The organism is Jatrophihabitans telluris (assembly GCF_023516435.1).
Lineage (GTDB): Bacteria > Actinomycetota > Actinomycetes > Mycobacteriales > Jatrophihabitantaceae > Jatrophihabitans_A > Jatrophihabitans_A telluris.
Window position 1 is genome coordinate 1651013 of the sequence record NZ_CP097332.1, and the last position, 20431, is coordinate 1671443.

The 20431-nt window shown below is 68.9% G+C and carries 14 protein-coding genes; 4 read left to right on the top strand and 10 right to left on the bottom strand.

Translation table 11 applies throughout. The annotated features are described in order from the left end of the window. Positions 1 to 32 precede the first annotated feature (32 nt). Positions 33 to 905: an aldo/keto reductase gene (locus tag M6D93_RS07785; RefSeq protein WP_249773790.1), complete on the top strand. Its 873-nt coding sequence runs from the start codon at positions 33 to 35 to the stop codon at positions 903 to 905. 58 nt (positions 906 to 963) lie between these two features. Continuing rightward, positions 964 to 1995, top strand: coding sequence for a tetratricopeptide repeat protein (locus M6D93_RS07790; protein WP_249773791.1), 1032 nt, complete (start codon positions 964 to 966; stop codon positions 1993 to 1995). 175 nt (positions 1996 to 2170) lie between these two features. Here M6D93_RS07790 and M6D93_RS07795 read toward each other — a convergent pair whose 3' ends face one another. From M6D93_RS07795 to M6D93_RS07835, 9 genes are all read right to left on the bottom strand, one after another. Continuing rightward, positions 2171 to 3148 carry a pirin family protein gene (locus tag M6D93_RS07795; RefSeq protein ID WP_249773792.1) on the bottom strand — a complete coding sequence of 326 codons (978 nt, stop codon included), beginning with the start codon at positions 3146 to 3148 and terminating at the stop codon, positions 2171 to 2173. A 42-nt stretch (positions 3149 to 3190) separates the two neighbouring features. Further along, on the bottom strand, positions 3191 to 6001 hold the full coding sequence (locus M6D93_RS07800; RefSeq protein ID WP_249773793.1) for an ABC transporter permease: 2811 nt from the start codon (positions 5999 to 6001) through the stop codon (positions 3191 to 3193). Then, entirely contained in the window at positions 5998 to 6759 is a 762-nt protein-coding gene (locus M6D93_RS07805) for an ABC transporter ATP-binding protein (RefSeq protein WP_249773794.1), read from the bottom strand. Before M6D93_RS07805 ends, M6D93_RS07800 begins: the two co-directional genes overlap by 4 nt. Beyond that, a complete protein-coding gene (locus tag M6D93_RS07810; protein ID WP_249773795.1) occupies positions 6756 to 7373 on the bottom strand; it encodes a PadR family transcriptional regulator in 618 nt (205 codons plus the stop codon). Before M6D93_RS07810 ends, M6D93_RS07805 begins: the two co-directional genes overlap by 4 nt. A gap of 71 nt (positions 7374 to 7444) precedes the next feature. After that, a complete protein-coding gene (gene glgB / locus M6D93_RS07815) occupies positions 7445 to 9625 on the bottom strand; it encodes a 1,4-alpha-glucan branching protein GlgB (RefSeq protein ID WP_249773796.1) in 2181 nt (726 codons plus the stop codon). 72 nt (positions 9626 to 9697) lie between these two features. Continuing rightward, the gene (locus tag M6D93_RS07820; protein ID WP_249773797.1) at positions 9698 to 11083 is read right to left on the bottom strand and encodes a maltokinase N-terminal cap-like domain-containing protein; all 1386 of its coding nucleotides are present in this window, start codon (positions 11081 to 11083) and stop codon (positions 9698 to 9700) included. Next, positions 11080 to 12960: a maltose alpha-D-glucosyltransferase gene (gene treS, locus M6D93_RS07825; protein WP_249773798.1), complete on the bottom strand. Its 1881-nt coding sequence runs from the start codon at positions 12958 to 12960 to the stop codon at positions 11080 to 11082. Before treS ends, M6D93_RS07820 begins: the two co-directional genes overlap by 4 nt. A 185-nt stretch (positions 12961 to 13145) precedes the next feature. Beyond that, positions 13146 to 14366 carry an SPFH domain-containing protein gene (locus M6D93_RS07830; RefSeq protein ID WP_249773799.1) on the bottom strand — a complete coding sequence of 407 codons (1221 nt, stop codon included), beginning with the start codon at positions 14364 to 14366 and terminating at the stop codon, positions 13146 to 13148. Between the two features lie 57 nt (positions 14367 to 14423). After that, positions 14424 to 14858: an NfeD family protein gene (locus tag M6D93_RS07835; protein ID WP_249773800.1), complete on the bottom strand. Its 435-nt coding sequence runs from the start codon at positions 14856 to 14858 to the stop codon at positions 14424 to 14426. A gap of 56 nt (positions 14859 to 14914) precedes the next feature. Between M6D93_RS07835 and M6D93_RS07840 the strand changes: the two genes are divergently transcribed. Beyond that, positions 14915 to 15703, top strand: a complete 789-nt coding sequence (locus M6D93_RS07840; protein ID WP_249773801.1) for an SDR family NAD(P)-dependent oxidoreductase — start codon at positions 14915 to 14917, stop codon at positions 15701 to 15703. A 25-nt stretch (positions 15704 to 15728) separates the two neighbouring features. Here M6D93_RS07840 and M6D93_RS07845 read toward each other — a convergent pair whose 3' ends face one another. Then, positions 15729 to 17741 carry an alpha-1,4-glucan--maltose-1-phosphate maltosyltransferase gene (locus M6D93_RS07845; protein ID WP_249773802.1) on the bottom strand — a complete coding sequence of 671 codons (2013 nt, stop codon included), beginning with the start codon at positions 17739 to 17741 and terminating at the stop codon, positions 15729 to 15731. 87 nt (positions 17742 to 17828) lie between these two features. Here M6D93_RS07845 and glgP point away from each other — a divergent pair, with 87 nt between their 5' ends. Further along, the gene (gene glgP / locus M6D93_RS07850) at positions 17829 to 20399 is read left to right on the top strand and encodes an alpha-glucan family phosphorylase (RefSeq protein ID WP_249773803.1); all 2571 of its coding nucleotides are present in this window, start codon (positions 17829 to 17831) and stop codon (positions 20397 to 20399) included. The last annotated feature ends 32 nt before the right edge of the window (positions 20400 to 20431 follow it).

Consider the following 20431-nt stretch of genomic DNA (forward strand, 5'->3'; position numbering starts at 1 on the left):
AACCGTAAGGACTGTCCAATCGAAGGAGTGACGTGTCCAACGACACCGCAGTACGTCCCGCACATTCATCCGGCACTTTCACCATTGACGGCAAGCCCGTCCACCGGCTCGGCTTCGGTGCCATGCGCATCACCGGCCAGGGGATCTGGGGCGAGCCCGCAGACCGTACCGAGGCGATCGCTGTCGTCCGCCGAGCGGTCGAGCTGGGTGTCGACTTCATCGACACCGCCGACTCCTACGGCCCCGCCGTGAGCGAGGAGATCATCGCCGAGGCGCTGGCCCCCTACGGCGACCAGATCCTGGTCGCCACCAAGGCCGGGCTGGCCCGCACCGGTCCCGACCAGTGGCACTCGATCGGCCGGCCGGAGTACCTGCGTCAGCAGGCGGAGTTGTCGCTGCGGCGCCTCAAGCTCGATCGCATCGAGCTGTTCCAGCTGCACCGGATCGATCCTCAGGTCCCGTTGTCCGACCAGATCGGGACGCTGAAGGACCTTCAGGATGAGGGAAAGATCGGCGCGATCGGCCTGTCCGAGGTCGGCGTGGACGAAATCAAGGCCGCCTCCGAGTTCGCCCGGATCGACACCGTGCAGAACTTGTACAACCTGACCAACCGGCAGTCCGAGGCGGTGCTCGACTACGCGACCGAGCAGGGAATCGGCTTCATCCCGTGGTTCCCGATTGCGGCTGGGGACCTGGCCAAGCCAGGCGGCCCCGTGGACGAAATCGTCAAGGCAACCGGCGCGACGCCCTCACAGGTGGCGCTCGCCTGGCTGCTGGCGCGCTCGCCGATCGTGCTTCCGATCCCGGGCACCTCGAAGGTCTCCCACCTCGAGGACAACGTCGCCGCAGCCGAATTGACCCTGACCGACGAGCAGGTCGCCTCGCTCACCGAAGCGGTCCGCTGAGCCGCTGCCCAGGGGGGGCGGTTGCGTCGGCCCGAGTGCTGATGAGGAAAATGGAGTCATGCCTCCCGTAAGCCCCGACCGACCGCGTAGCGCGGCGGCTGCCCCCTCGCCGGCGACGGCTGCCGCCATGACCGGAGCGGTCGATCTGGCCGCCGTGAAGGCCCGTTCGGAGGCGGCGGCGCGAGCTGCTTCGGCGCCGCCGCCGGCCGGGGGGCAATACGTGGTCGCGGTCGACCAGGCCAACTTCCAGGCCGAGGTGCTCGACCGCTCGTTCCAGGTTCCGGTGCTGCTCGACCTCGCCGGTGCCCGGTCGGAGGCTTCCCAACAGCTGTCGCCGCTGCTCGACAAGCTGGCCAACGAGGCCCGCGGGCGCTTCGTCGTTGCCCGGATCGATGTCGACGGCAATCCGCAGATGGCGCAGATGCTGCAGGTGCAGGCGATCCCGACCGTCTTCGCGGTGATCAGTGGTCAGCTCGTGCCCGGATTCCAGGGCAGCCTGCCCGAGCCTCAGCTGCGCGAGTTCATCGTCGCGTTGCTCGATGCCGCGGCCCAAGCCGGCCTGTCCGGTTCGGTCGCCGCCGCCGATGGCGACCAATTCGAGCCGGGGGGCCCCGGCCCGGCCGACCAGCCGAGCAGCCCGGCTGGCGCGACCGACGCGGCCGGCCCGGCGCAACCGCCGGAGGACCCCAGGTTCAGCGCAGCCGAACAGGCCCTGGACGACGGCGATTTCGACCTGGCCGCCGAGCGGTACAACGCCATCCTCGCCGCGGAGCCCGCCAACTCCGAGGCGCAGCTGGCGCTACGGCAGGTCGGCATGCTCAAGCGTCTGAGCCAACTTGCACCGGACGTCCTGGCGCGTGCCGACGCGGCTCCCGACGACGCCGCCCTGCAGCTGTCCGCCGCCGACGCGGAGCTGGCGAACAACCAGATCGAGGCGGCTTTCGCCCGCCTCATCGGGCTGATCCGCCGGCTACGGGGCGACGAGCGGTCGCCGATCCGCGAGCGGCTGGTCGAGTACTTCGAACTGCTCGGGCCCGACGATCCTCGGGTGGCTCCGGCGCGCCGGGAGCTGGCCAACGCACTGTTCTGAGGACCGTTCTGAGGACCGTTCTGCGGACTGTTCTGAGGACCGTTCTGAGGACCGTTCTGAGGACCGTTGTGGGGACCGTCGCGGGGACACTGCGGCCACGAACGACAGCGCGGCCCGAGCACCGGCTTCCTCCACTGGGAGGCGCCGCGCTCGGGCCGCGCTCGTCGTGCCGGGGTCAGTGACCGCGTGGCACGTGGGGCATGATCGCGTCCGGCGGGATGACGCCCAGCTTTCCCGATTGGTAGTCCAGCATCGTCTGCTGCAGTTCCTCCCGGGTGTTCATCACGAACGGTCCGTAGTGCACCATCGGCTCGCGGATCGGTTCGCCACCCAGCAGGATGACTTCGAGGGCCTGGGTGCGGCTGTCCTGCTTCTCATCCGCAGTTAGCGTGACGCGGTCACCCGCGCCGAAGACCGCCAGTTGACCGGCGTGGATCGCTGTCCGTTCCTCGCCGACCGTACCCGAGCCGGCCATGACGTAGGCCAGGGCGTTGTATTCGGCCTGCCACGGCATCGACAGTTGCTGACCGGGATGGATCGTTGCGTGTATCAGGGTGATCGGGGTGTGAGTCGAGCCGGGGCCGCGGTAGCCGTCGACCTCTCCGGCGATGACCCGGAGCAGCGCGCCACCGTCGGGGCTGGCGAGCAGGGTGATCTGGCCGGACTCGATGCCCTGGTACTTCGGCGCAAGGAACTTGTCCTTCGCGGGCAGGTTCACCCAGAGCTGGAAACCGTGGAAAAGGCCGCCGGCCTCGACGAGCTTCTCCGGCGGGGTCTCGATGTGCAGCAGTCCGGCTCCTGCGGTCATCCACTGGGTCGAGCCCTCGGTGATCACGCCGCCACCGCCGTGGGTGTCCTGGTGGATGAACTGGCCCTCGATCAGGTACGTGACCGTCTCGAAGCCACGGTGCGGATGCCAGTGGGTGCCCTTGGGCTCCCCGGCGGGGTAGTCGACCTCGCCCATCTGGTCCATCATGATGAACGGGTCGAGGTACTCATAACGAACTCCGGCCAGCGCGCGGCGAACGGGAAAGCCCTCGCCCTCCAGACCGGCGGGTGCGGTCGAGATCGCCAGCACCGGGCGCTCGACGTCCCCCAAGGAACTCGCCTTCACGCGTGGCAGTGCGAGCGTGTCGGCGGTAATGGCAGCCATCTCTGTAAGCCTCCTAGGTCGTTGCGTCTGCAACTATACGGCTCAACCAGGGGTGCTCTGTCGGTATTCCGGCCGACTCCGTGTCATCAGCGCCGCGATGAGCACCGCCACCAGCGGCACGAGAACCGCTGTCCCGATGATATTGGGCCACCACGGCACGGCGAAGGGGTGTGGATCCACGACTGTCGCGCTGCCACCGAAGTCCTTGTGCGCCTGGCCCCGTTCGGCCCAGATGACCATCCAGGGCGGGACGAAGCCCAGCAGTGTGCCGAGCAGGGCACCGATGACCCCGACGACCGCGGCCCGCGCCATCGACAGCCGGCGCCGCGTCGACAGCGGCGCGCCCACGGCCCACAGGGTGGCCAGGTCGGGCCGCGAGTCCACCATGGCCAGCGACGTGGCCAGCGCGGTCGCCCCGGCGGCCACGGTGACCGCCACACCCAGTGCGATGAGGATTATCCAGCCCTGCTGGTCGGAGTAACCGCGTTCGAACTGCGGGCTCAGCCGGTGGTCGGCCAGCGCTGCCGTGACCGCTTGTTCCTCGGTCGCGGTGGCCGGCCGGGTCAGGTGGGCGACCACAGCCAGTGGAGTCGGACGTAGACCGATCCGCAGCGCGGTCTGCGGGGTGAGGAACAGGCCGACACCGCTGCTGAACCCCGACCTGAGCACGGTGGCGTTGAGGGTGACCATCCGCAGCGGGTTCATCTTCCCGTCGGGCGTGACCTGGTCCAGTTCGAGGCTGGCCTGGCCGCCGTGCTGATCCAGCGCCGAGGCAACCACGACCGACCCTGAGGCCAGCGCCCGCTCGGCGGCCGGGTCATGCACACCGGTCAGCAGGAAGAGGTCGCCCGGATCGATGACGACGCTCGAGTCGAGCAGCGTCGGGCGTGAATAGATGACGCCACCGCAGCGGCGGGCATCGGCCGCCGGGGGCAGCGACGAGCCCGGTTGGGCACCGCACGCCTGGTCGGCCGGGCGCGACACGGTCACCGCAGTGCAGGTGTCGGCGCGCGCCATCGGCCCGCAACCGGCGGCACTGATGGTTGCGCTCTGGCTGGTGGGCAGGTACTGCTCCAACGCGCGGCGAGCTGAGGCCAGCGTCTGCTCGGTCGCCGCCGTGCTCGCCGCGGACCCTGCGTTGAAGGGCAGATCGGTGCCGAGCTGGACGAGGACTCCGCCAGGCGGGAGGGCGGGCGTGTACATGGCCCGGTCGCGAGCGGCCGTGCTGGCCGCGAAGATGGCGATCGATACTGCGGCGGTCGTCGCGGCCAGGACCGCGGCGAGCGCGGGTACCGCCGCGGTGCGGTTGCGTGAGGCGTCGCGAACGGCGATCCGGATCGAGACCGGCAGCCGAGGTCCGGCCAGTGCCGCCACGCTCAGCAGGCCGGGCGTCAGAGCGAGAATCCCCAACTCGCACAGGGCGATTCCGGGCAGGATCCACAGCGCGTCAAGTCGCCGGGTGCCGATGATGCTCAGGATCAATCCGAGCCCGGCGGCAATCACCCCCAGTACCGACGACCGCCAGGGGGCCTTCGTTGCCCCGCGACGTCCGGCCAGCGCGGCGACCACGTCGACCCGTGACGCCCAACGAGCCGGTAGCAGGGCTCCCGCCAGCGCCGAGACGACACCCAGCAGGGCGATCGCCGCCAGCTCCAGCGGCCGGAGCCGTAGCGGTCCGAGTACGCCCGCATGCTCGGCACGCAGGACGACCGCGGTCCCGATGCCGAGCAGGATTCCCAGCAACGAGGCCAGCACGCCCAGCACCAGACCCTCGGACAGCATCGAACGGGCGAGTTGGCGCCGGGTCCCACCGACGGCAGCGAGCAACGCCATGTCCCGTTGTCGACGGCGCGCGCTGACGGCGAACGCCGGTCCGGCGAGCAGGGCCAACTGCAGGATCACCAGGCCGACGGCGACGAAGATCGTCAGCGCCAGGCGGGCTGAGGCCGAGGTCCGCTGGTGCTGGAAGTAGGCAACGGCGGACTTCGGCGGGGGATTGAGGATGACTGCCCGCGAACTGACCAGATAGCCGGCCTCGTTCAGCCGCAGTACATCGGCCCAGCTCACACCGCCCGCGCTCGTCACCAACCACCGTGCCGTGCTCTGGTCCAGGGCGAGGCCGAGCCGGGCCGTCGTGGCCGACGTGACCCACGCCTGGTCCTCTGCGCCCTGGTACACGTCGTGCACGATCCCCACGACCGTGAGTTGGTTCGCCCCGCCGCCGGCGACCGTCCCCCGCAGTGACATCGTCGCTCCGATGTCGAGATGGGCATCCCGGGCCAGCTTGTCGCTGATGACGGCCTGCCCGGTTGCCGTTGCCCAGCGTCCGGACGTGCGGGTCAGGGCCGGGCGGATGGCCGCGTCGCCGAGATCCTGCTCGACGATGCTCACGTGCAACGCGCCGGCCGCGGTGTTGACGAGAACGTCGGTGGAGTTCACCTGCGTCACTGACGCGGTGGGCAACAGTGATCGAATCTCGCCGGCCGAGCCGATGGTCCGGAGCGTCTCGCCCTCGTTCAGCCGACCCGAGTAGGAGTCGCCGAGGACGTCCTGCTCGACGTGCGCGCCGGTGAACGTCACCTTCGCATCGGCATCGCCCATCCGTGAGGCCACCGCCTGCAGCGGACTCAGCGGGTTGCTGCGGGCGAAGACGTCGGCCGCGGCAACGACCGTCACGGGAAACGTGATCAGCACGATGATCAGGACGCTGCGCAGCCGGTTGCGGCGCACGGTTCGCCACCCCATCCGCAGCAGCGCGCGGCGAGCGGCCACCCCCGGCCGCCGCGGCGGCCGGGCGGGCGCGGGCGCCGGTGAGTGAGATCCCCCCGGTGCCGGCGGGGCGATCGCGCTCATGAACCCGACGCTTCCAGCAGGGATTCCGCCGACGCGATCGGCTCGGTGCGATCCACGATCCGCCCGTCCCGCAGGAAGATGACCCGGTCGGCCCAGCCCGCGTGCCGCGCGTCGTGGGTGACCAGCAGGCCGGCGGCACCGGCGTCGCAGCGCGCCCGGAGCAGGCGCAGGACTTCCTCACCCGTCTGGGAGTCGAGCGCGCCGGTGGGCTCGTCAGCCAGGATCAGCCGCCGCTGACCGATGAGCGCGCGCACGATGGCCACCCGTTGCTGCTGGCCGCCGGACAGTTCGTCCGGGAATCGGTCGGCCTGGCCACCCAGGCCGACCTCGGCCAGCGCCGCCCGGCCTTCGGCGCGGGCCTGCCGGGTCGCGACGCCGTCGAGTTCCCTCGGGAGCATGACGTTCTCCAGGGCACTGAGCGACGGAATCAGATTGAGTTGCTGGAAGACGTAACCGATCGACCGGCGCCGCAGGGCGGCGAGTTGGTTCGGTGAGCGCGTGGTCAGGCTCTGCCCGCACACGGCCACGTCGCCGCTGGTAGGGGAGTCCAGGCCGCCGGCGAGTCCGAGCAAGGTTGTCTTGCCCGACCCCGACGGCCCCATGATCGCGACGAGTTCACCAGCGTTCACCTCCAGATCGACGCCTTCCAGAGCATGCACGGCGAGCTCGCCGCTGCCGTGGGTACGCACGACCGAGCGCAGCAGCAGTACCGGGACGGAGGCCGACATCGGTTCACGCGGGGCCAGGTCGCTGGTCATCGCACTGACCGTCCGGCCCGCTGCGCCGTTGCGGTGCTGGGCTGACGGGCCGACGCGCCGCTCGGCTGCGGAGCCGACGGCGCACCGGCCGCGGCGGCCCGCGCGACCCGGGTCTCGCAGTGGTCCAGCCACCGGATCTCGGCCTCGGCGTTGAAGATCAGCAGATCGGCGACGAGTTGCCAGGACAGGTCGTCCCCGGCACGCTCACGGGCACGGGTGTAATCCTGCAGTGATCGGACGGTCGCCGTTCGTTGGATCTGGACCAGTGCCGTGATGTCGACCCCGGGCGTCCGGGCCGCGAGGGCGAGCTTGATCGCCAGCTCACTGCGCGCCGGATCCGCAGACACCGGGGTGCTGAACCAGCGGCCGAGTTCGACGCGTCCAGCCTCGGTGATCGCGTACAACCGCTGGCCGTCGCGGGTGGAGCCGTCGTAGGCGGGACCGTCCACCTCGGCGATGAAGCCGTCTCGCTCGAGCCGGGCCAGCGTGCTGTAGACCTGGCCGATGTTCAAGGGCCAGGTCGAGCCGGTGGATTCCTCGAACTCGGTCCGCAGCTGGTAGCCGTGCAGCGGTCCTCGATCCAGCAGCGCCAGCAAGCCGTGTTTGACCGACATGTCGAACTCCCGTCCGTAGATACTCGGTATGCATACCCGGTATCTACGGACGGGTCAAGCCCCTGCTGGCGTCAGTGCCCCGGGTGCCGCAACCAGATTCCCGCCAACGGGGGAACCCGGACCGTGGCTGACGTCGGCTGGCCGTGCCAGGACGAACCGTCGGCGACGACCGCGCCGAGATTGCCGACGCCCGAGCCGCCATAGATCTCGGCGTCGGTGTTGAGGACCTCTTCCCACCGTCCGGTCAGCGGCAACCCGAGCCGATAGTCCTCGTGCGGCACCGGGGAGAAGTTCACGACGTTGGCCAGCACCGAGCCGTCATCGCCCCACCGCAGGAAGGAGAACACGTTGCCGGTGGCGTCGTTGGCATCGATCCAGGCGAATCCCTCCGGCGAGACGTCCTGCGACCAGATGGCACGGGTCTGGCGGTAGACGGCGTTTAGGTCGGTGACCAGGCGCAGCACGCCTTGGTGATCCTCGGCGCCGTCGAGCAGCCACCAGTCCAGTGAGCGAGCCTCGCTCCACTCCCCGCCCTGGGCGAACTCCGAGCCCTGGAAGATCAACTGCTTGCCGGGATGGGCCCACATGTAGGCGTACAGCGCCCGCAGGGTCGCCATCTGCTGCCAGCGGTCACCGGGAATCTTGTTCAACAGCGAGCCCTTGCCGTGCACGACCTCATCGTGGCTGAAGGGCAGGACGTAGTTCTCCGAATACGCGTAGACCATCGCGAACGTCATCTGGTGGTGGTGGAACTGCCGGTGGATCGGTTCGCGCTCGATGTAGTCCAGGGTGTCGTGCATCCAGCCCATGTTCCACTTGAAGCCGAAGCCGAGACCGCCGAGATGCGTCGGCCGGGTGACGCCGGGCCAGGACGTGGACTCCTCCGCGATCGTCACGACGCCGGGAACGCGCTTGTACACCGTGGCATTCATCTCCTGAAGGAAAGCCACGGCCTCGAGGTTCTCCCGGCCGCCGTACTTGTTCGGCAGCCATTCCCCGGCCTTGCGCGAGTAGTCCAGATACAGCATCGAGGCAACGGCATCGACGCGCAGCCCGTCGATGTGGAACTCCTCGAGCCAGAAGAGCGCGTTGGCGACGAGGAAGTTGCGGACCTCGGAGCGGCCGAAGTCGAAGACGTACGTGCCCCAGTCCGGCTGCTCGCCCCGGCGCGGGTCGGCGTGCTCGTACAGGGCCGTTCCGTCGAAGCGGGCCAGCGCCCAGGCGTCCTTCGGGAAGTGCGCGGGCACCCAGTCGACGATCACCCCGATGCCGGCCTGGTGCAGCTTGTCGACCAGGTAGCGGAACTCGTCCGGATTGCCGAAGCGGCTGGTGGGGGCGTAGTACGAGGACACCTGGTATCCCCAGGAACCGCCGAAGGGATGCTCGGCCACGGGCAGCAACTCCACGTGGGTGAAGCCGGTGTCCTTCACGTAGGAGACCAGGTGCTCGGCCAGCTCGCGGTAACTCAGGCCCTGCCGCCAGGAACCCAGGTGCACTTCGTAGATCGACATCGGCGAGGCGTGCCACGGTGTGTCGGCCCGTTGGGCGAGCCAGGCGGCATCGTCCCACTCGTAGTCGGCGGTGAAGACGACGGATGCGGTCGCCGGCGGCACCTCGGTCGCAAAGGCCATCGGGTCGGCCTTCTCGCGCCAGACGCCGTCCTTGCCGAGGATGTTGAACTTGTAGCGGGTGCCGTCACCGACGCCGGGCACGAACAGTTCCCACACGCCGGAGGAACCCAGTGAGCGCATCGGGAACGCCCGTCCCGACCAGTAGTCGAAGTCGCCCTGGATGCGGATCCCTTCGGCATTGGGCGCCCAAACCGCGAAGGACGTGCCCGTCACCGGTCCGGACGGAGTGTCGTAGCTACGCACGTGAGCGCCGAGGATGGTCCACAGTTCTTCGTGGCGTCCCTCACCGACCAGATGCAGGTCGAGTTCGCCGAGCGTGGGCAGCCAGCGGTACGGGTCGTCGACGATGAACCGCTGCTCGCCGTAACCCACCTCCAGGCGGTAGTCGGCCGGGTCGGAGTCCACCACGCCGGCGAACACCCCGCCGGGATGGATCTGCTCCAACGGCGTACGGGCGCCGTCGATCACCACGCTGACCGAGGAGGCCTCGGGCCGCAGGGTGCGGATCGCGGTGCGGCCCGGCTCGATCGGATGAGCACCGAGCACGGAGTGCGGCTGGGCGTGGTTTCCGTTGACGAGACGGTCCAGTTCGTCGGGACTCACGGGTGCTTGCACGGTCATCGGTATCGGTCCTCACAGAAGGGAGAGCGTCGAGGGAAACGGCCGGAGGTTCGACCGCGGGAACCCGGTACGTCAGCTGCGGCCGGCGGCCAGCCGCTGTAGGGAAGCCAGCGGAATCGGTAGCCAGTTGGGACGGTTGCGAGCTTCATAGACCAGTTCGTAGACGGCCTTGTCCGCCTCGAACGCGCGCAGCAGCACGGTGACCTCCGCAGGATCAAGCCCGCCGCCCTCGGCGTAGCCCTGGCAGAAGGCGGCCCGGTTGCGGTCGGCCCACTCCGCCGCGCGAAACTCCGACTGTGACGTCGCGCCGATGTCGATCAGCTGGTGCCGGGCGGCGTAGTCGAAACTGCGCAGCATTCCCGCCACGTCGCGGATGGGGGAGTCCTGGCGACGGCGTTCGCCGATGCTCTTGGCGGGTTCGCCCTCGAAATCGAGGAAGACCCACCGGTGGACGGTTCGCAGCACCTGTCCCAGATGCAGGTCGCCGTGCACTCGCTGCGCCAGCACGGGACGGTCGTAGTTGGCCAGATCGTCGTAGGCGTGGCGCAGTCCGTCGGCGACCGTGCTCAGCGCGGGGACCTCCGACAGCGCCGCGTCCAGACGCCCCTTCATGACGGCCGCGCGCTCGCCCAGTTCGGCTGAGCCCAGCTCGGAGGTCCCGAAAGCCCGCGCCAGGTCGGCGTGAACCTCCGCGGCCGACACGCCCAGTCGGTGCGCCTCGCCGGCAAAGTCGCCGCCGGCCTCCTCGGCGTGCAGGTCGCCCTCGGCCATGAGGTCCCGAACGCTGCCGGTGGCAAACTGCCAGCCGTCGGTCGCGGTGGTCATGAACTCCTGCAGCATGGCCAGGCTCCACGGCTGCCCGTCCACCTCGGCGGTCACGTGCCCGAGCAGCTTGGCGATGTGCCGCGCGCCGAGCCGGGTCAGCTCGGCGTGGATCTCGATATCCGGGTTCAGGCCCGGCTCGACCCGGCGAAACGCCTTCATGATCGCCGTGTCACCGAAGATGAGCGAGGTGTTGGACTGTTCGGCGGTCAGCGCCAGGCTGGTCTCGCCGACCGGGATCTCGCCGGGGTTGTCCAGGGCGTCGAACACCACGCCGTCGACGGTGTCCCCGGCTGCCATCCGGGCTAGCCACACCCCGGTGACCTCCTTGTCGTGCAAGGCGTCGTAGAGATGGATGGGGCGATCGTCGTCGATGTCGATCACGGTCCCGACCAGCACGTGGTCGAGGTGGTCGACGGTCTCGGTGCGAAAGACCAATGGCACCTGGTAGTGCTCGAGCTGGCCGTCGGAGTAGGTGACGTCCGCGATCCAGATCTGAACCGAGGGTGGCTCGGGTGCCAGTTCGGCCAGCAGGCGCGCGGCGATGACCCCGTCGCGGGACTTACCGGCATACCAGCGCTGCTGTCCGAGCCAGCCGCTGAGAACTCGGGATACCTCCGCCGGATCGACTTTCACCCGGTATCTCCTTCCCTGTCGCCGTCGCCGGGCAACGGCGCGGCAACGATCGGTACAGCGGTGCTCGGGCTTGCCGGAGCCGCGACGAGTTCGCCGCTGGGCTCCGTCCCTGACGGGCCGTGTTCGTCTCCGGCCTGCTCGCCCGGCGGTAGCTCGACGGTCAGGCCCGCCGACAAGGAACCACCGGCCGGCAGCCCGGTCCCGGCCTTGGGCTGGTGCTGTGGAATGCGCAGCCAGTAGAAGCCGTGCCCGGCGACGGTGAGCAGGTACGGCAGTTCCCCGATCGCCGGAAAGTGGCTGCCGCCGGTCATCTCGATCGGCTCGGCACCTTCCCAATGGCGCAGGTCCAGCTCGACGGCCTGCGGGAACCGGGACAGGTTGTTCACGCAGAGCACGACGTCGTCGCCGAAGGCCCGGACGAAGGACAGCACCGAGGGGTTCGACCCGCCGATGTCGGTGAAGGTGCCCATGCCGAACGCGGGATTGGCCTTGCGCAGACCGATCATTCGCCGGGTCCAGTGCAGCAATGAGGAGGTGTTGCGCGTCTGGGCCTCGACGTTGGTGACCTGGTAGCCGTACACCGAGTCGGAGTTGACCGGCAGGTAGAGCCGTCCAGGCTCACAGGTCGAGAAACCGGCGTTGCGGTCAGGGGTCCACTGCATCGGGGTGCGCACGCCGTCGCGGTCCCCGAGCCAGATGTTGTCGCCCATCCCGATCTCGTCGCCGTAGTACAGCACCGGCGAGCCCGGCAGCGACAGCAACAGGGCGTTGAACAACTCGATCCGGTTGAGGTCGTTGTCCAGCAGCGGGGCCAGGCGGCGGCGGATGCCGATGTTGGCCTTCATGCGCGGATCCTGCGCGTACTCCGACCACATGTAGTCGCGCTCTTCGTCGGTCACCATCTCCAGCGTCAACTCGTCGTGGTTGCGCAGGAAGATGCCCCACTGGCAGGACTCGGGAATGGCCGGCGTCTGCTCGAGGATCTCCGAGATCGGATAACGGTTCTCGCGCCGCACGGCCATGAAGATGCGCGGCATCACGGGGAAGTGGAAGGCCATGTGGCACTCGTCGCCACCCACGGAGTAGTCACCGAAGTACTCGACGACGTCGCCCGGCCACTGGTTGGCCTCGCACAGCAGGACGCGGTCCGGGTAGTTGGCGTCGACCTCCTTGCGCACGCGCCGCAGGAACTCGTGGGTTTCGGGCAGGTTCTCGCCGTTGGTGCCGTCCCGGACGAAGAGGTAGGGAACGGCATCCAGCCGGAACCCGTCGATGCCCACTTCCAGCCAGAACCGCAGCGCGTCGAGGATCGCGTCGCAGACCGCGGGATTGTCGAAGTTCAGGTCGGGTTGGTGGGAGAAGAACCGATGCCAGAAGTACTGCTTGCGAATCGGGTCGAAGGTCCAGTTCGAGGGTTCGGTGTCGACGAAGATGACGCGCGCGTCCGGGTAGCGGGTGTCGTCGTCGGCCCAGACGTAGAAGTCGCCGTACGGACCGTCCGGGTCGGTGCGACTGGCCTGAAACCACGGATGGGCATCGGAGGTGTGGTTCATGACGAAGTCGATGATCACCCTGATACCGCGATCGTGGGCCGCGTCGAGGAACCGCTGGAAGTCGTCGATGGTTCCGAACTCCGGCAGCACCCCGGTGTAGTCGGATACGTCGTAACCGCCGTCGCGCAGCGGCGACGTGAAGAACGGCGGCAACCACAGGCAGTCCACGCCGAGCCATTGCAGATAATCGAGCTTGTCGGTCAGGCCGCGCAGGTCACCGGTGCCGTCGCCGTTGGAATCGGCGAACCCCCGCACCAGGACTTCGTAGAAGACCGCTCGCTTGAACCACTCGGGGTCGCGATCGATCTGGACGGCTTCGGTCACTGACGGCTCCTTGCTCCGCTCGGTCGTAGGCGAGCCGGCCTTCGTAGCCGCTCGCACCTGTCGTCCTCACTGCTCGTGCCTACTCTGCCACGAACCGGAAGCGCTCACAGCCCGCGGCAGGCAGCGCTTAACCCGGCTCGCACCGCACGGTCGATTTCGGCACCGGCCGGCCGGCGAACGCTGCCTCAGGGCAGCGGCGGGATCGGCGGGATCGGCGGGATCGAGGGCAACGACGGCATCGGCGGCTCCGGGGGGATGCCCGCGTGCGCCTGCTCGCTGTCGGGATCGAAATCGGAGGCCCGGAAGTTGGCGGCTTCGGGTTGCTCTGCCGCCGGCGGGAGATTCGAGTCGAACCAGCCCGTCGTGTCGATCTTCTCCTGCTCGGCGTCGGCGGCGTGTCCGGCACCGGAGCCGCCACCGGACGATCCGCCGGTGCTCTCGGCCGACAGCCACGAGGGACCGCTGTCGGAGGCCTCGCCCCCGGACAGGCGCGACAACCCCTCCAGCGCCTTGGAGAACTCACTCGGCACGATCCACATCTTGTTGGCGTCACCCTGGGCGATCTGCGGCAGGGTCTGCAGGTACTGGTAGGCCAGCAGCGCCGGATCCGGCCGGGCCGCGTGGATCGCGCCGAACGTGGTCTCGATCGCCTTGGCCTGGCCCTGGGCGGACAGGTACCGCGCGGCCCGCTCGCCCTCGGCGCGCAGGATCCGCGACTGCCGGTCGGCCTCGGCCGCCAGGATCGCGGCCTGTTTCTGGCCCTCGGCCGACAGGATCTGCGCCGCCTTCTGCCCTTCGGCCGTCTTGATCGCCGATTCCCGCTGGCCCTCGGCCGTCAGGATGATCGCGCGTTTGTCCCGGTCGGCGCGCATCTGCTTCTCCATGGCATCGCGAATCGAGGCGGGCGGCTCGATCGCCTTGATCTCGACGCGGGCAACCCGGATGCCCCACGGGCCGGTCGCCTCGTCGAGAACTCCGCGCAGCTGGGTGTTGATGCTGTCCCGGCTGGTGAGGGTCTGTTCCAGGTTGAGGGCACCGACGACGTTGCGCAGCGTCGTGATGGTCAGCTGCTCGACGGCCTGGATGTAGTTCTGGATCTCATACGTCGCCGCTCGCGGGTCGGTCACCTGGAAGTAGATGACGGAGTCGATGGCCACGGTGAGGTTGTCCGAGGTGATGACCGGCTGCGGCGGGAAACTCACCACCTGTTCGCGAAGATCGATCAGAGGCCGGAGCCGATCGACGAACGGGACCAGCACCGCGACCCCGGCCCCTTGGGTCCGGGTGTAGCGGCCGAGCCGCTCGACCACGCCGGCGCGGGCCTGCGGAATGATCCGCACGCTTCGGACCAGCACGATGGCGGCGACCACGGCGACCACCACAGCGGCAATGAGGATCGGGGGCATGGGTGACCTTTCTCAGACGTCGGCAGGGAGGTTTCCAACGGGGCGGCCGGCCCCAACTCAGTCGGGCGGGCCGTACCAGACCACCGCGGTCGCACCCTCGATGGCCACCACCTGCACGGTGGTGCCCGGCGCGAAGTTCTGGGCGCGTTCGGCCGCGCGGGCCGACCACTCGCCTCCGTTGAGGCGAACCCGGCCCGAGGTGTAGGTGACCGGGGCCAGCACGACCGCCTCCTTGCCGACCAGCGCGTCGGCGTTCGTGGCGTGCACCCCGGGGGTGAGGTGCCGCCGGGCCAGGGGGCGCACGAAGAGCAACAGGACCGCGCCGGCGATCACGGCCAGGACGAGCTGTAGCGGCTCGGGGACGCCTACGGCGTCGGCGCCGGCACCGACCAGCGCCGCACCGGCGAGCATGATCAACACCAGATCCAGCGAGAACGCCTCCGCCACGGCGAGCAGTCCGGCCGCGATGATCCAGAGCAACCAGGTGGGCATAACTCATTGCACCACGCCGAAGGCAGAACCGGTTGGCTCTGCCCTATCCTGCGCTGATGATTCCTGCCGCATTCGACCTGGCCGGACAGGTCGCCGTCGTGACCGGTGCCGGCAGCCCCGACGGGATCGGGTTCGCCACCGCCGCTCTGCTCGGTGAGCTCGGCGCCGCCGTCGTGCTCGGCGGAACCAGCGAGCGGGTGCACCAGCGTGCCGGCGAACTGCGGGAGCAAGGCGTGCAGGCCGAGGCGGTCATCGGCGACCTCACCGATCCGGACACCGCGGCCCGCACCGTCGCGGCGGCCATGCGGCAGTGGAACCGGCTCGACATCCTCGTCAACAACGCGGGGATGATCTCGGTCGCGGAGCCGGACTTCCAGGCGGGCACGCTGCTCGAGACCGATGTGGTCAGCTGGCAGTCCTCGCTGCGGCGCAACCTGGATACCGCCTTCCACATGACACGGGCGGCGTTGGCCGTGATGCGCGGGCGCGGCTACGGCCGCGTCGTCATGGTGTCCAGCGTCACCGGACCGGTCATGGCCATGCGGGCCGACGTGGCCTACGCCAGCGCCAAGGCCGGCATCGTCGGCTTCGCCCGGGCCCTGGCGGTCGACCACGGCAGTGAGGGCATCACCGTCAACGCCGTCGCCCCGGGCTGGATCGCCACCGGGTCACAGACCGAGTCCGAGTCGGCCGACGGGCGGCACACGCCGCTCGGGCGAAGCGGTCGCGCCGAGGAGGTGGCCGCCGCGATCGCCTGGTTGGCCTCACCCGGCGCTGCCTACGTCACCGGCCAATGCCTCGTCGTCGACGGCGGGAACTCGGTCGCCGAACAGCGGGCCACCTGAGGGTCGTCGAAGGGTTTGCGGTGGCTCAGCTCAGCGGGTGCACCGCGAAGATGTGCGCCGGCTGGTCCGGGGTGAGCCGGACGAAGTTGTGCTCGCCCCACTGATAGTTCGCCCCGGACAGCAGGTCACTGGCGGTGAAACCGGCGAACCAGTCGACGCCGAGCCAGTCGAGCCGCAGGTGCACCCACCCTTCGCGGACGTTGTGCGGATCCATCGAGCAGACCACCAGGATGGTGTCGCCGCTGCGCTCGTCCCGCTTGCTGAAGATGATCACGCCGTCGTTCTCGCTGGCGTGGAACCTCAGGTTGCGCAGTTGGTGCAGGGACGGGTGCGCGCGCCGGATCTCGTTGAGCCGGGTCAGCATCGGCGCCAGCGAATCTCCCCGATCGATCGCGCCGTAGTAGTCACGCGGGCGGAGCTGGTACTTCTCCGAGTCCAGGTATTCCTCCGAACCGGGGCGCACGGCCGTCCCTTCGAAGAGCTCGAAACCCGAGTACACGCCGTAGGTCGGAGACATCATCGACGCGAGCACCGCCCTGATCGCGAAGCCCGGGCGGCCGGAATGCTGCAGGAACTCGTTCAGGATGTCCGGGGTGTTCGGGAAGAAGTTCGGGCGCATGTAGTCCGACCCGGCCACCAGTTCCTCGCCGTACTGCTGCAGCTCCCAGGCGGTGTTGCGCCACGTGAAGTAGGTATAGCTCTGGGTGAAGCCCACCTTGGCCAATTCGTGCATCATCGCCGGCCGGGTGAAGGCCTCGGCGAGGAAGAGGACGTCCGGATACTTCTTCTTGACCGCCGCGATGAGCCATTGCCAGAAGTCCAACGGCTTGGTGTGCGGGTTGTCGACGCGGAAGATCCGGACCCCGCGTTCGACCCAGAGCATCGTGACGCGCAGTGACTCGGCGTACAGGCCCTTGGGGTCGTTGTCGAAGTTGAGCGGGTAGATGTCCTGGTACTTCTTCGGCGGGTTCTCGGCGTAGGCGATCGTCCCGTCGGGCAGGGTCGTGAACCACTCCGGGTGCGAGCTCACCCAGGGATGGTCGGGCGCGCACTGCAGGGCCAGGTCGAGCGCCACCTCCATGTTGAGTTCGCGCGCCCGGGTCACGAAGGCCGCGAAGTCCCGCTCGTCGCCCAGTTCGGGGTGGATCGCGTCGTGGCCGCCCTCGGCGGACCCGATGGCCCACGGCGAGCCGGTGTCGGTGGGCTTGGCGTTGAGAGTGTTGTTCGGGCCCTTGCGGTTGATCTTGCCGATCGGGTGGATCGGTGGCAGGTAGACCACGTCGAAGCCCATGTCGCGGACGTAGTCCAGATGCTTGGTGGCGTCGGCGAAGGTGCCGTGGCGCGCCGGCCGGGCCGGGTCGTGCGGGTCGCCGGCCAGCTCCGCGCCGATCGAACGGGGGAAGAACTCGTACCAGGCGCCGTACAGGGCACGGGTGCGGTCCACCCAGATCTCGTACTTCGGGCCGGCCGTGATCAGCTCGCGCACCGGATACCGGTAGGCCAGGTCACGGACCTCGCGGGTCAGGGACCGGGTGATCCGCAGCGGCACGTCGACGTCCTCGCGGCGCAGATCCTTCACGGCGGCGTGGGCGAGCTTGGCCTCGGCCTTGGTGCGGGCCAGCTCGGCGACCTTCTCGAACAGGCGCGCGCCGAGCTCGAGGTCGTTGGCCAGCTCCTCGGCGTTCTGTCCGGCATCGACCTTGACCTCGATGGCGTGGTACCAGGTGGCCAGCGGGTCGCTCCAGGCTTCCACCTGGTAGGTCCACATTCCGGGTGAGGTCGCGATCACCTCGGTCCGCCAGCGGTCGGTCCCGCCGCCGAGCGGATGCATCCGGTTCAGCTCGGCCCCGGCCGCCACGGCCTTGCCCTTGGGGTTGCGCAGGATCACGGAGGCGGCGACGGCGTCGTGCCCCTCTCGGAACACCGTCGCCTCGATGGTGACGGGTTCGCCGACCGCCGCTCGGGACGGCAGCGGAGCGAGATCGTTGCCAGCGCTGATAACGGGGTGGATTGCGGTGAGTCCAAGTCGTCCGGCCATGCGCACACCGTATCGGCTTTGATCAATCTTCCAAGTCTGTAGCCAGAATGTCTGTAAGCGCTACCGCCACCCGCTAACATCTGCCGTATGAAGGCTCTCCGTCGACTTACTGTTCGTGCCGCTCTCCCGGAGCAGCTCGCCCCGCTGGGGGAGATTGTGGCCAACCTGCGTTGGTCCTGGCACCCTGATTCCCTTGATCTGCTCGAATCGGTCGACCCGGAGCTGTGGGCTGACTGCAACGGTGATCCCGCCCGGCTCCTGGGTGGTGTGAGCACCGACCGGCTGGCGGCCCTGGCCAAGGACCGCAAGTTCCTGCGCCGGCTCTCGGACGTCTCCGATGACCTCAAGGACTACCTGGATCAGCCGCGCTGGTACCAGAACCAGCAGGCCGAGGGCAAGCAACTGCCCACCAGCATCGCCTACTTCTCGCCCGAATTCGGCATCACCGAGGTGCTGCCCCAGTACTCCGGCGGCCTCGGCATCCTGGCCGGCGATCACCTCAAGGCCGCCTCCGACCTGGGCGCACCGATCATCGGGGTGGGGCTGCTCTACCGCGCCGGTTACTTCGCCCAGTCCCTGTCGCGCGAGGGTTGGCAGCAGGAGCGCTATCCCTCGCTGGACCCGCAGGGCTTGCCATTGACCCCGCTGCGCGACGCCGAGGGCAACCTTGCCCGTGTCGTGCTCGACCTGCCCGAGGGCAGGGCGCTGCACGCCCAGATCTGGATCGCCTCGGTCGGCCGGGTGCCGCTGTTGCTGCTCGACTCCGACGTCGAGGAGAACGACGCCGCGGCGCGTGGCGTCACCGACCGGCTCTACGGCGGCGGCCCTGAGCACCGTCTGCTTCAGGAGCTGCTGCTCGGGGTGGGCGGCGTCCGCGCCATCCGCGCCTACTGCGCCATCACCGGCCACGACGCGCCGGAGGTGTTCCACACCAACGAGGGCCATGCCGGCTTCCTCGGCATCGAGCGCATCAGCGAACTCACCGACGGCGAGGCCAAGCTCGGTTTCGAGGAGGCCCTCACCGCCGTTCGCGCCGGGACCGTCTTCACCACCCACACTCCCGTGCCCGCCGGTATCGACCGGTTCGACCGCACGCTCATCGAGGCTTACCTGGCCGATGTGCCGGGCGTGCCCGTCGAGCAGATCCTCACCCTCGGCGCCGAGGAGGACGCGACCAAGTTCAACATGGCCCACATGGGCCTGCGGCTCGGTCAGCGCGCCAACGGCGTCGCCCGGCTGCACGGCCGGGTGAGTCGCTCGATGTTCAACAACCTGTGGCCCGGCTTCGACTCCGACGAGGTGCCGATCACCTCGATCACCAACGGTGTCCACGCTCCGACCTGGATGGCCCGCGAGATCCTCGACCTGGCCGAGAAGGTCGCGGGCTCCGACGCGTTGGCCGCCGGCAGTGGCTGGGACGCCATCGACTCGATCTCCGATTCCGAGCTGTGGACGATCAAGCGCGGGCTGCGCGAGCGGCTCGTCGGCGAGATCCGGCGCCGGGTCCGCATCTCCAGCATGGAGCGCGGGTTCTCCCCGGTCGAGCTGACCTGGACCTCGACGATGTTCGACCCGGACGTGCTCACCATCGGCTTCGCCCGCCGGGTGCCGTCCTACAAGCGGCTCACCCTGATGTTGTCCGACCCGGGCCGGCTGAAGAAGATCCTGACCGACCCCGAGCGCCCGGTCCAGATCGTCGTCGCCGGCAAGTCGCACCCGGCCGATGACGGTGGCAAGGAACTCATCGCCCAGCTCGTCCGCTTCGCCGACGATCCCGAGGTCCGGCACCGGATCGCCTTCCTTCCCGACTACGACATCGGGATGGCCCGCTACCTCTACTGGGGCAGCGACGTCTGGCTGAACAACCCGTTGCGCCCGTTGGAGGCCTGTGGGACCTCGGGCATGAAGGCCGCTCTGAACGGCGGGTTGAACCTGTCGATCAGGGACGGTTGGTGGGACGAGTGGTGCGAGGACGGCAAGAACGGCTGGGAGATCCCGTCGGCCGACGATTCGCTGTCCGGCACCACCGACAAGCACCGTGATGCCGTCGAGGCCGCCGCGCTCTACGACCTCATCGAGCATCAGGTCGCACAGCGCTACTACGACCGCAACAACAAGGGCGTGCCCACCCAGTGGGTGTCGATGGTGCGCTACACGTTGAAGTCACTCGGCCCCAAGGTGCTGGCCACCCGCATGGTCCGCGACTACATCTTCAACCTCTACGCCCCGGCCGCTCGATCAGGCCGGGTGATGATCGCCGACGACTACGCCTCCGCCAAGGATCTGGCCGCCTGGAAGAGCTGGGTCGCCGGCGCCTGGAAGGACGTCGCGGTCCGGCACGTCGACTCCCAGGTCGAGGGTGACCCGACCCTGGGCGGCTCGTTGCAGCTGCGGGCCGAGGTCGCCGTGTCCGGCCTGAAGTCCTCCGACGTCCAGGTCCAGGCAGTCTTCGGTCCGGTGGACGCGGACAACCGCATCACTTCGCCGAGCGTCGTCACGTTGGAGTTCGCCGACGAGCGCGATCACGTGGCGTTCTTCACCGGCGAGATTCCACTGTCCAAGGCGGGTGCCTTCGGCTACACGGTGCGGGCGCTGCCGACGCATCCGTTGCTGGCCAATCCGGCTGAGACCGGCTTGATCGCCGTCGCCCACCACTGACGCGTCCCTGATCCGGGAGCGAGGCCGCGCCG

Excerpts from the sequence above, each read along its gene's own strand:
- M6D93_RS07790 (WP_249773791.1), top strand. The coding sequence starts at position 964 with ATGCCTCCCGTAAGCCCCGACCGACCGCGTAGCGCGGCGGCTGCCCCC.
- M6D93_RS07795 (WP_249773792.1), bottom strand. The coding sequence starts at position 3,148 with ATGGCTGCCATTACCGCCGACACGCTCGCACTGCCACGCGTGAAGGCG.
- M6D93_RS07800 (WP_249773793.1), bottom strand. The coding sequence starts at position 6,001 with ATGAGCGCGATCGCCCCGCCGGCACCGGGGGGATCTCACTCACCGGCG.
- M6D93_RS07805 (WP_249773794.1), bottom strand. The coding sequence starts at position 6,759 with ATGACCAGCGACCTGGCCCCGCGTGAACCGATGTCGGCCTCCGTCCCG.
- M6D93_RS07810 (WP_249773795.1), bottom strand. The coding sequence starts at position 7,373 with ATGTCGGTCAAACACGGCTTGCTGGCGCTGCTGGATCGAGGACCGCTG.
- glgB (WP_249773796.1), bottom strand. The coding sequence starts at position 9,625 with ATGACCGTGCAAGCACCCGTGAGTCCCGACGAACTGGACCGTCTCGTC.
- M6D93_RS07830 (WP_249773799.1), bottom strand. The coding sequence starts at position 14,366 with ATGCCCCCGATCCTCATTGCCGCTGTGGTGGTCGCCGTGGTCGCCGCC.
- M6D93_RS07835 (WP_249773800.1), bottom strand. The coding sequence starts at position 14,858 with ATGCCCACCTGGTTGCTCTGGATCATCGCGGCCGGACTGCTCGCCGTG.
- M6D93_RS07840 (WP_249773801.1), top strand. The coding sequence starts at position 14,915 with ATGATTCCTGCCGCATTCGACCTGGCCGGACAGGTCGCCGTCGTGACC.
- M6D93_RS07845 (WP_249773802.1), bottom strand. The coding sequence starts at position 17,741 with ATGGCCGGACGACTTGGACTCACCGCAATCCACCCCGTTATCAGCGCT.
- glgP (WP_249773803.1), top strand. The coding sequence starts at position 17,829 with ATGAAGGCTCTCCGTCGACTTACTGTTCGTGCCGCTCTCCCGGAGCAG.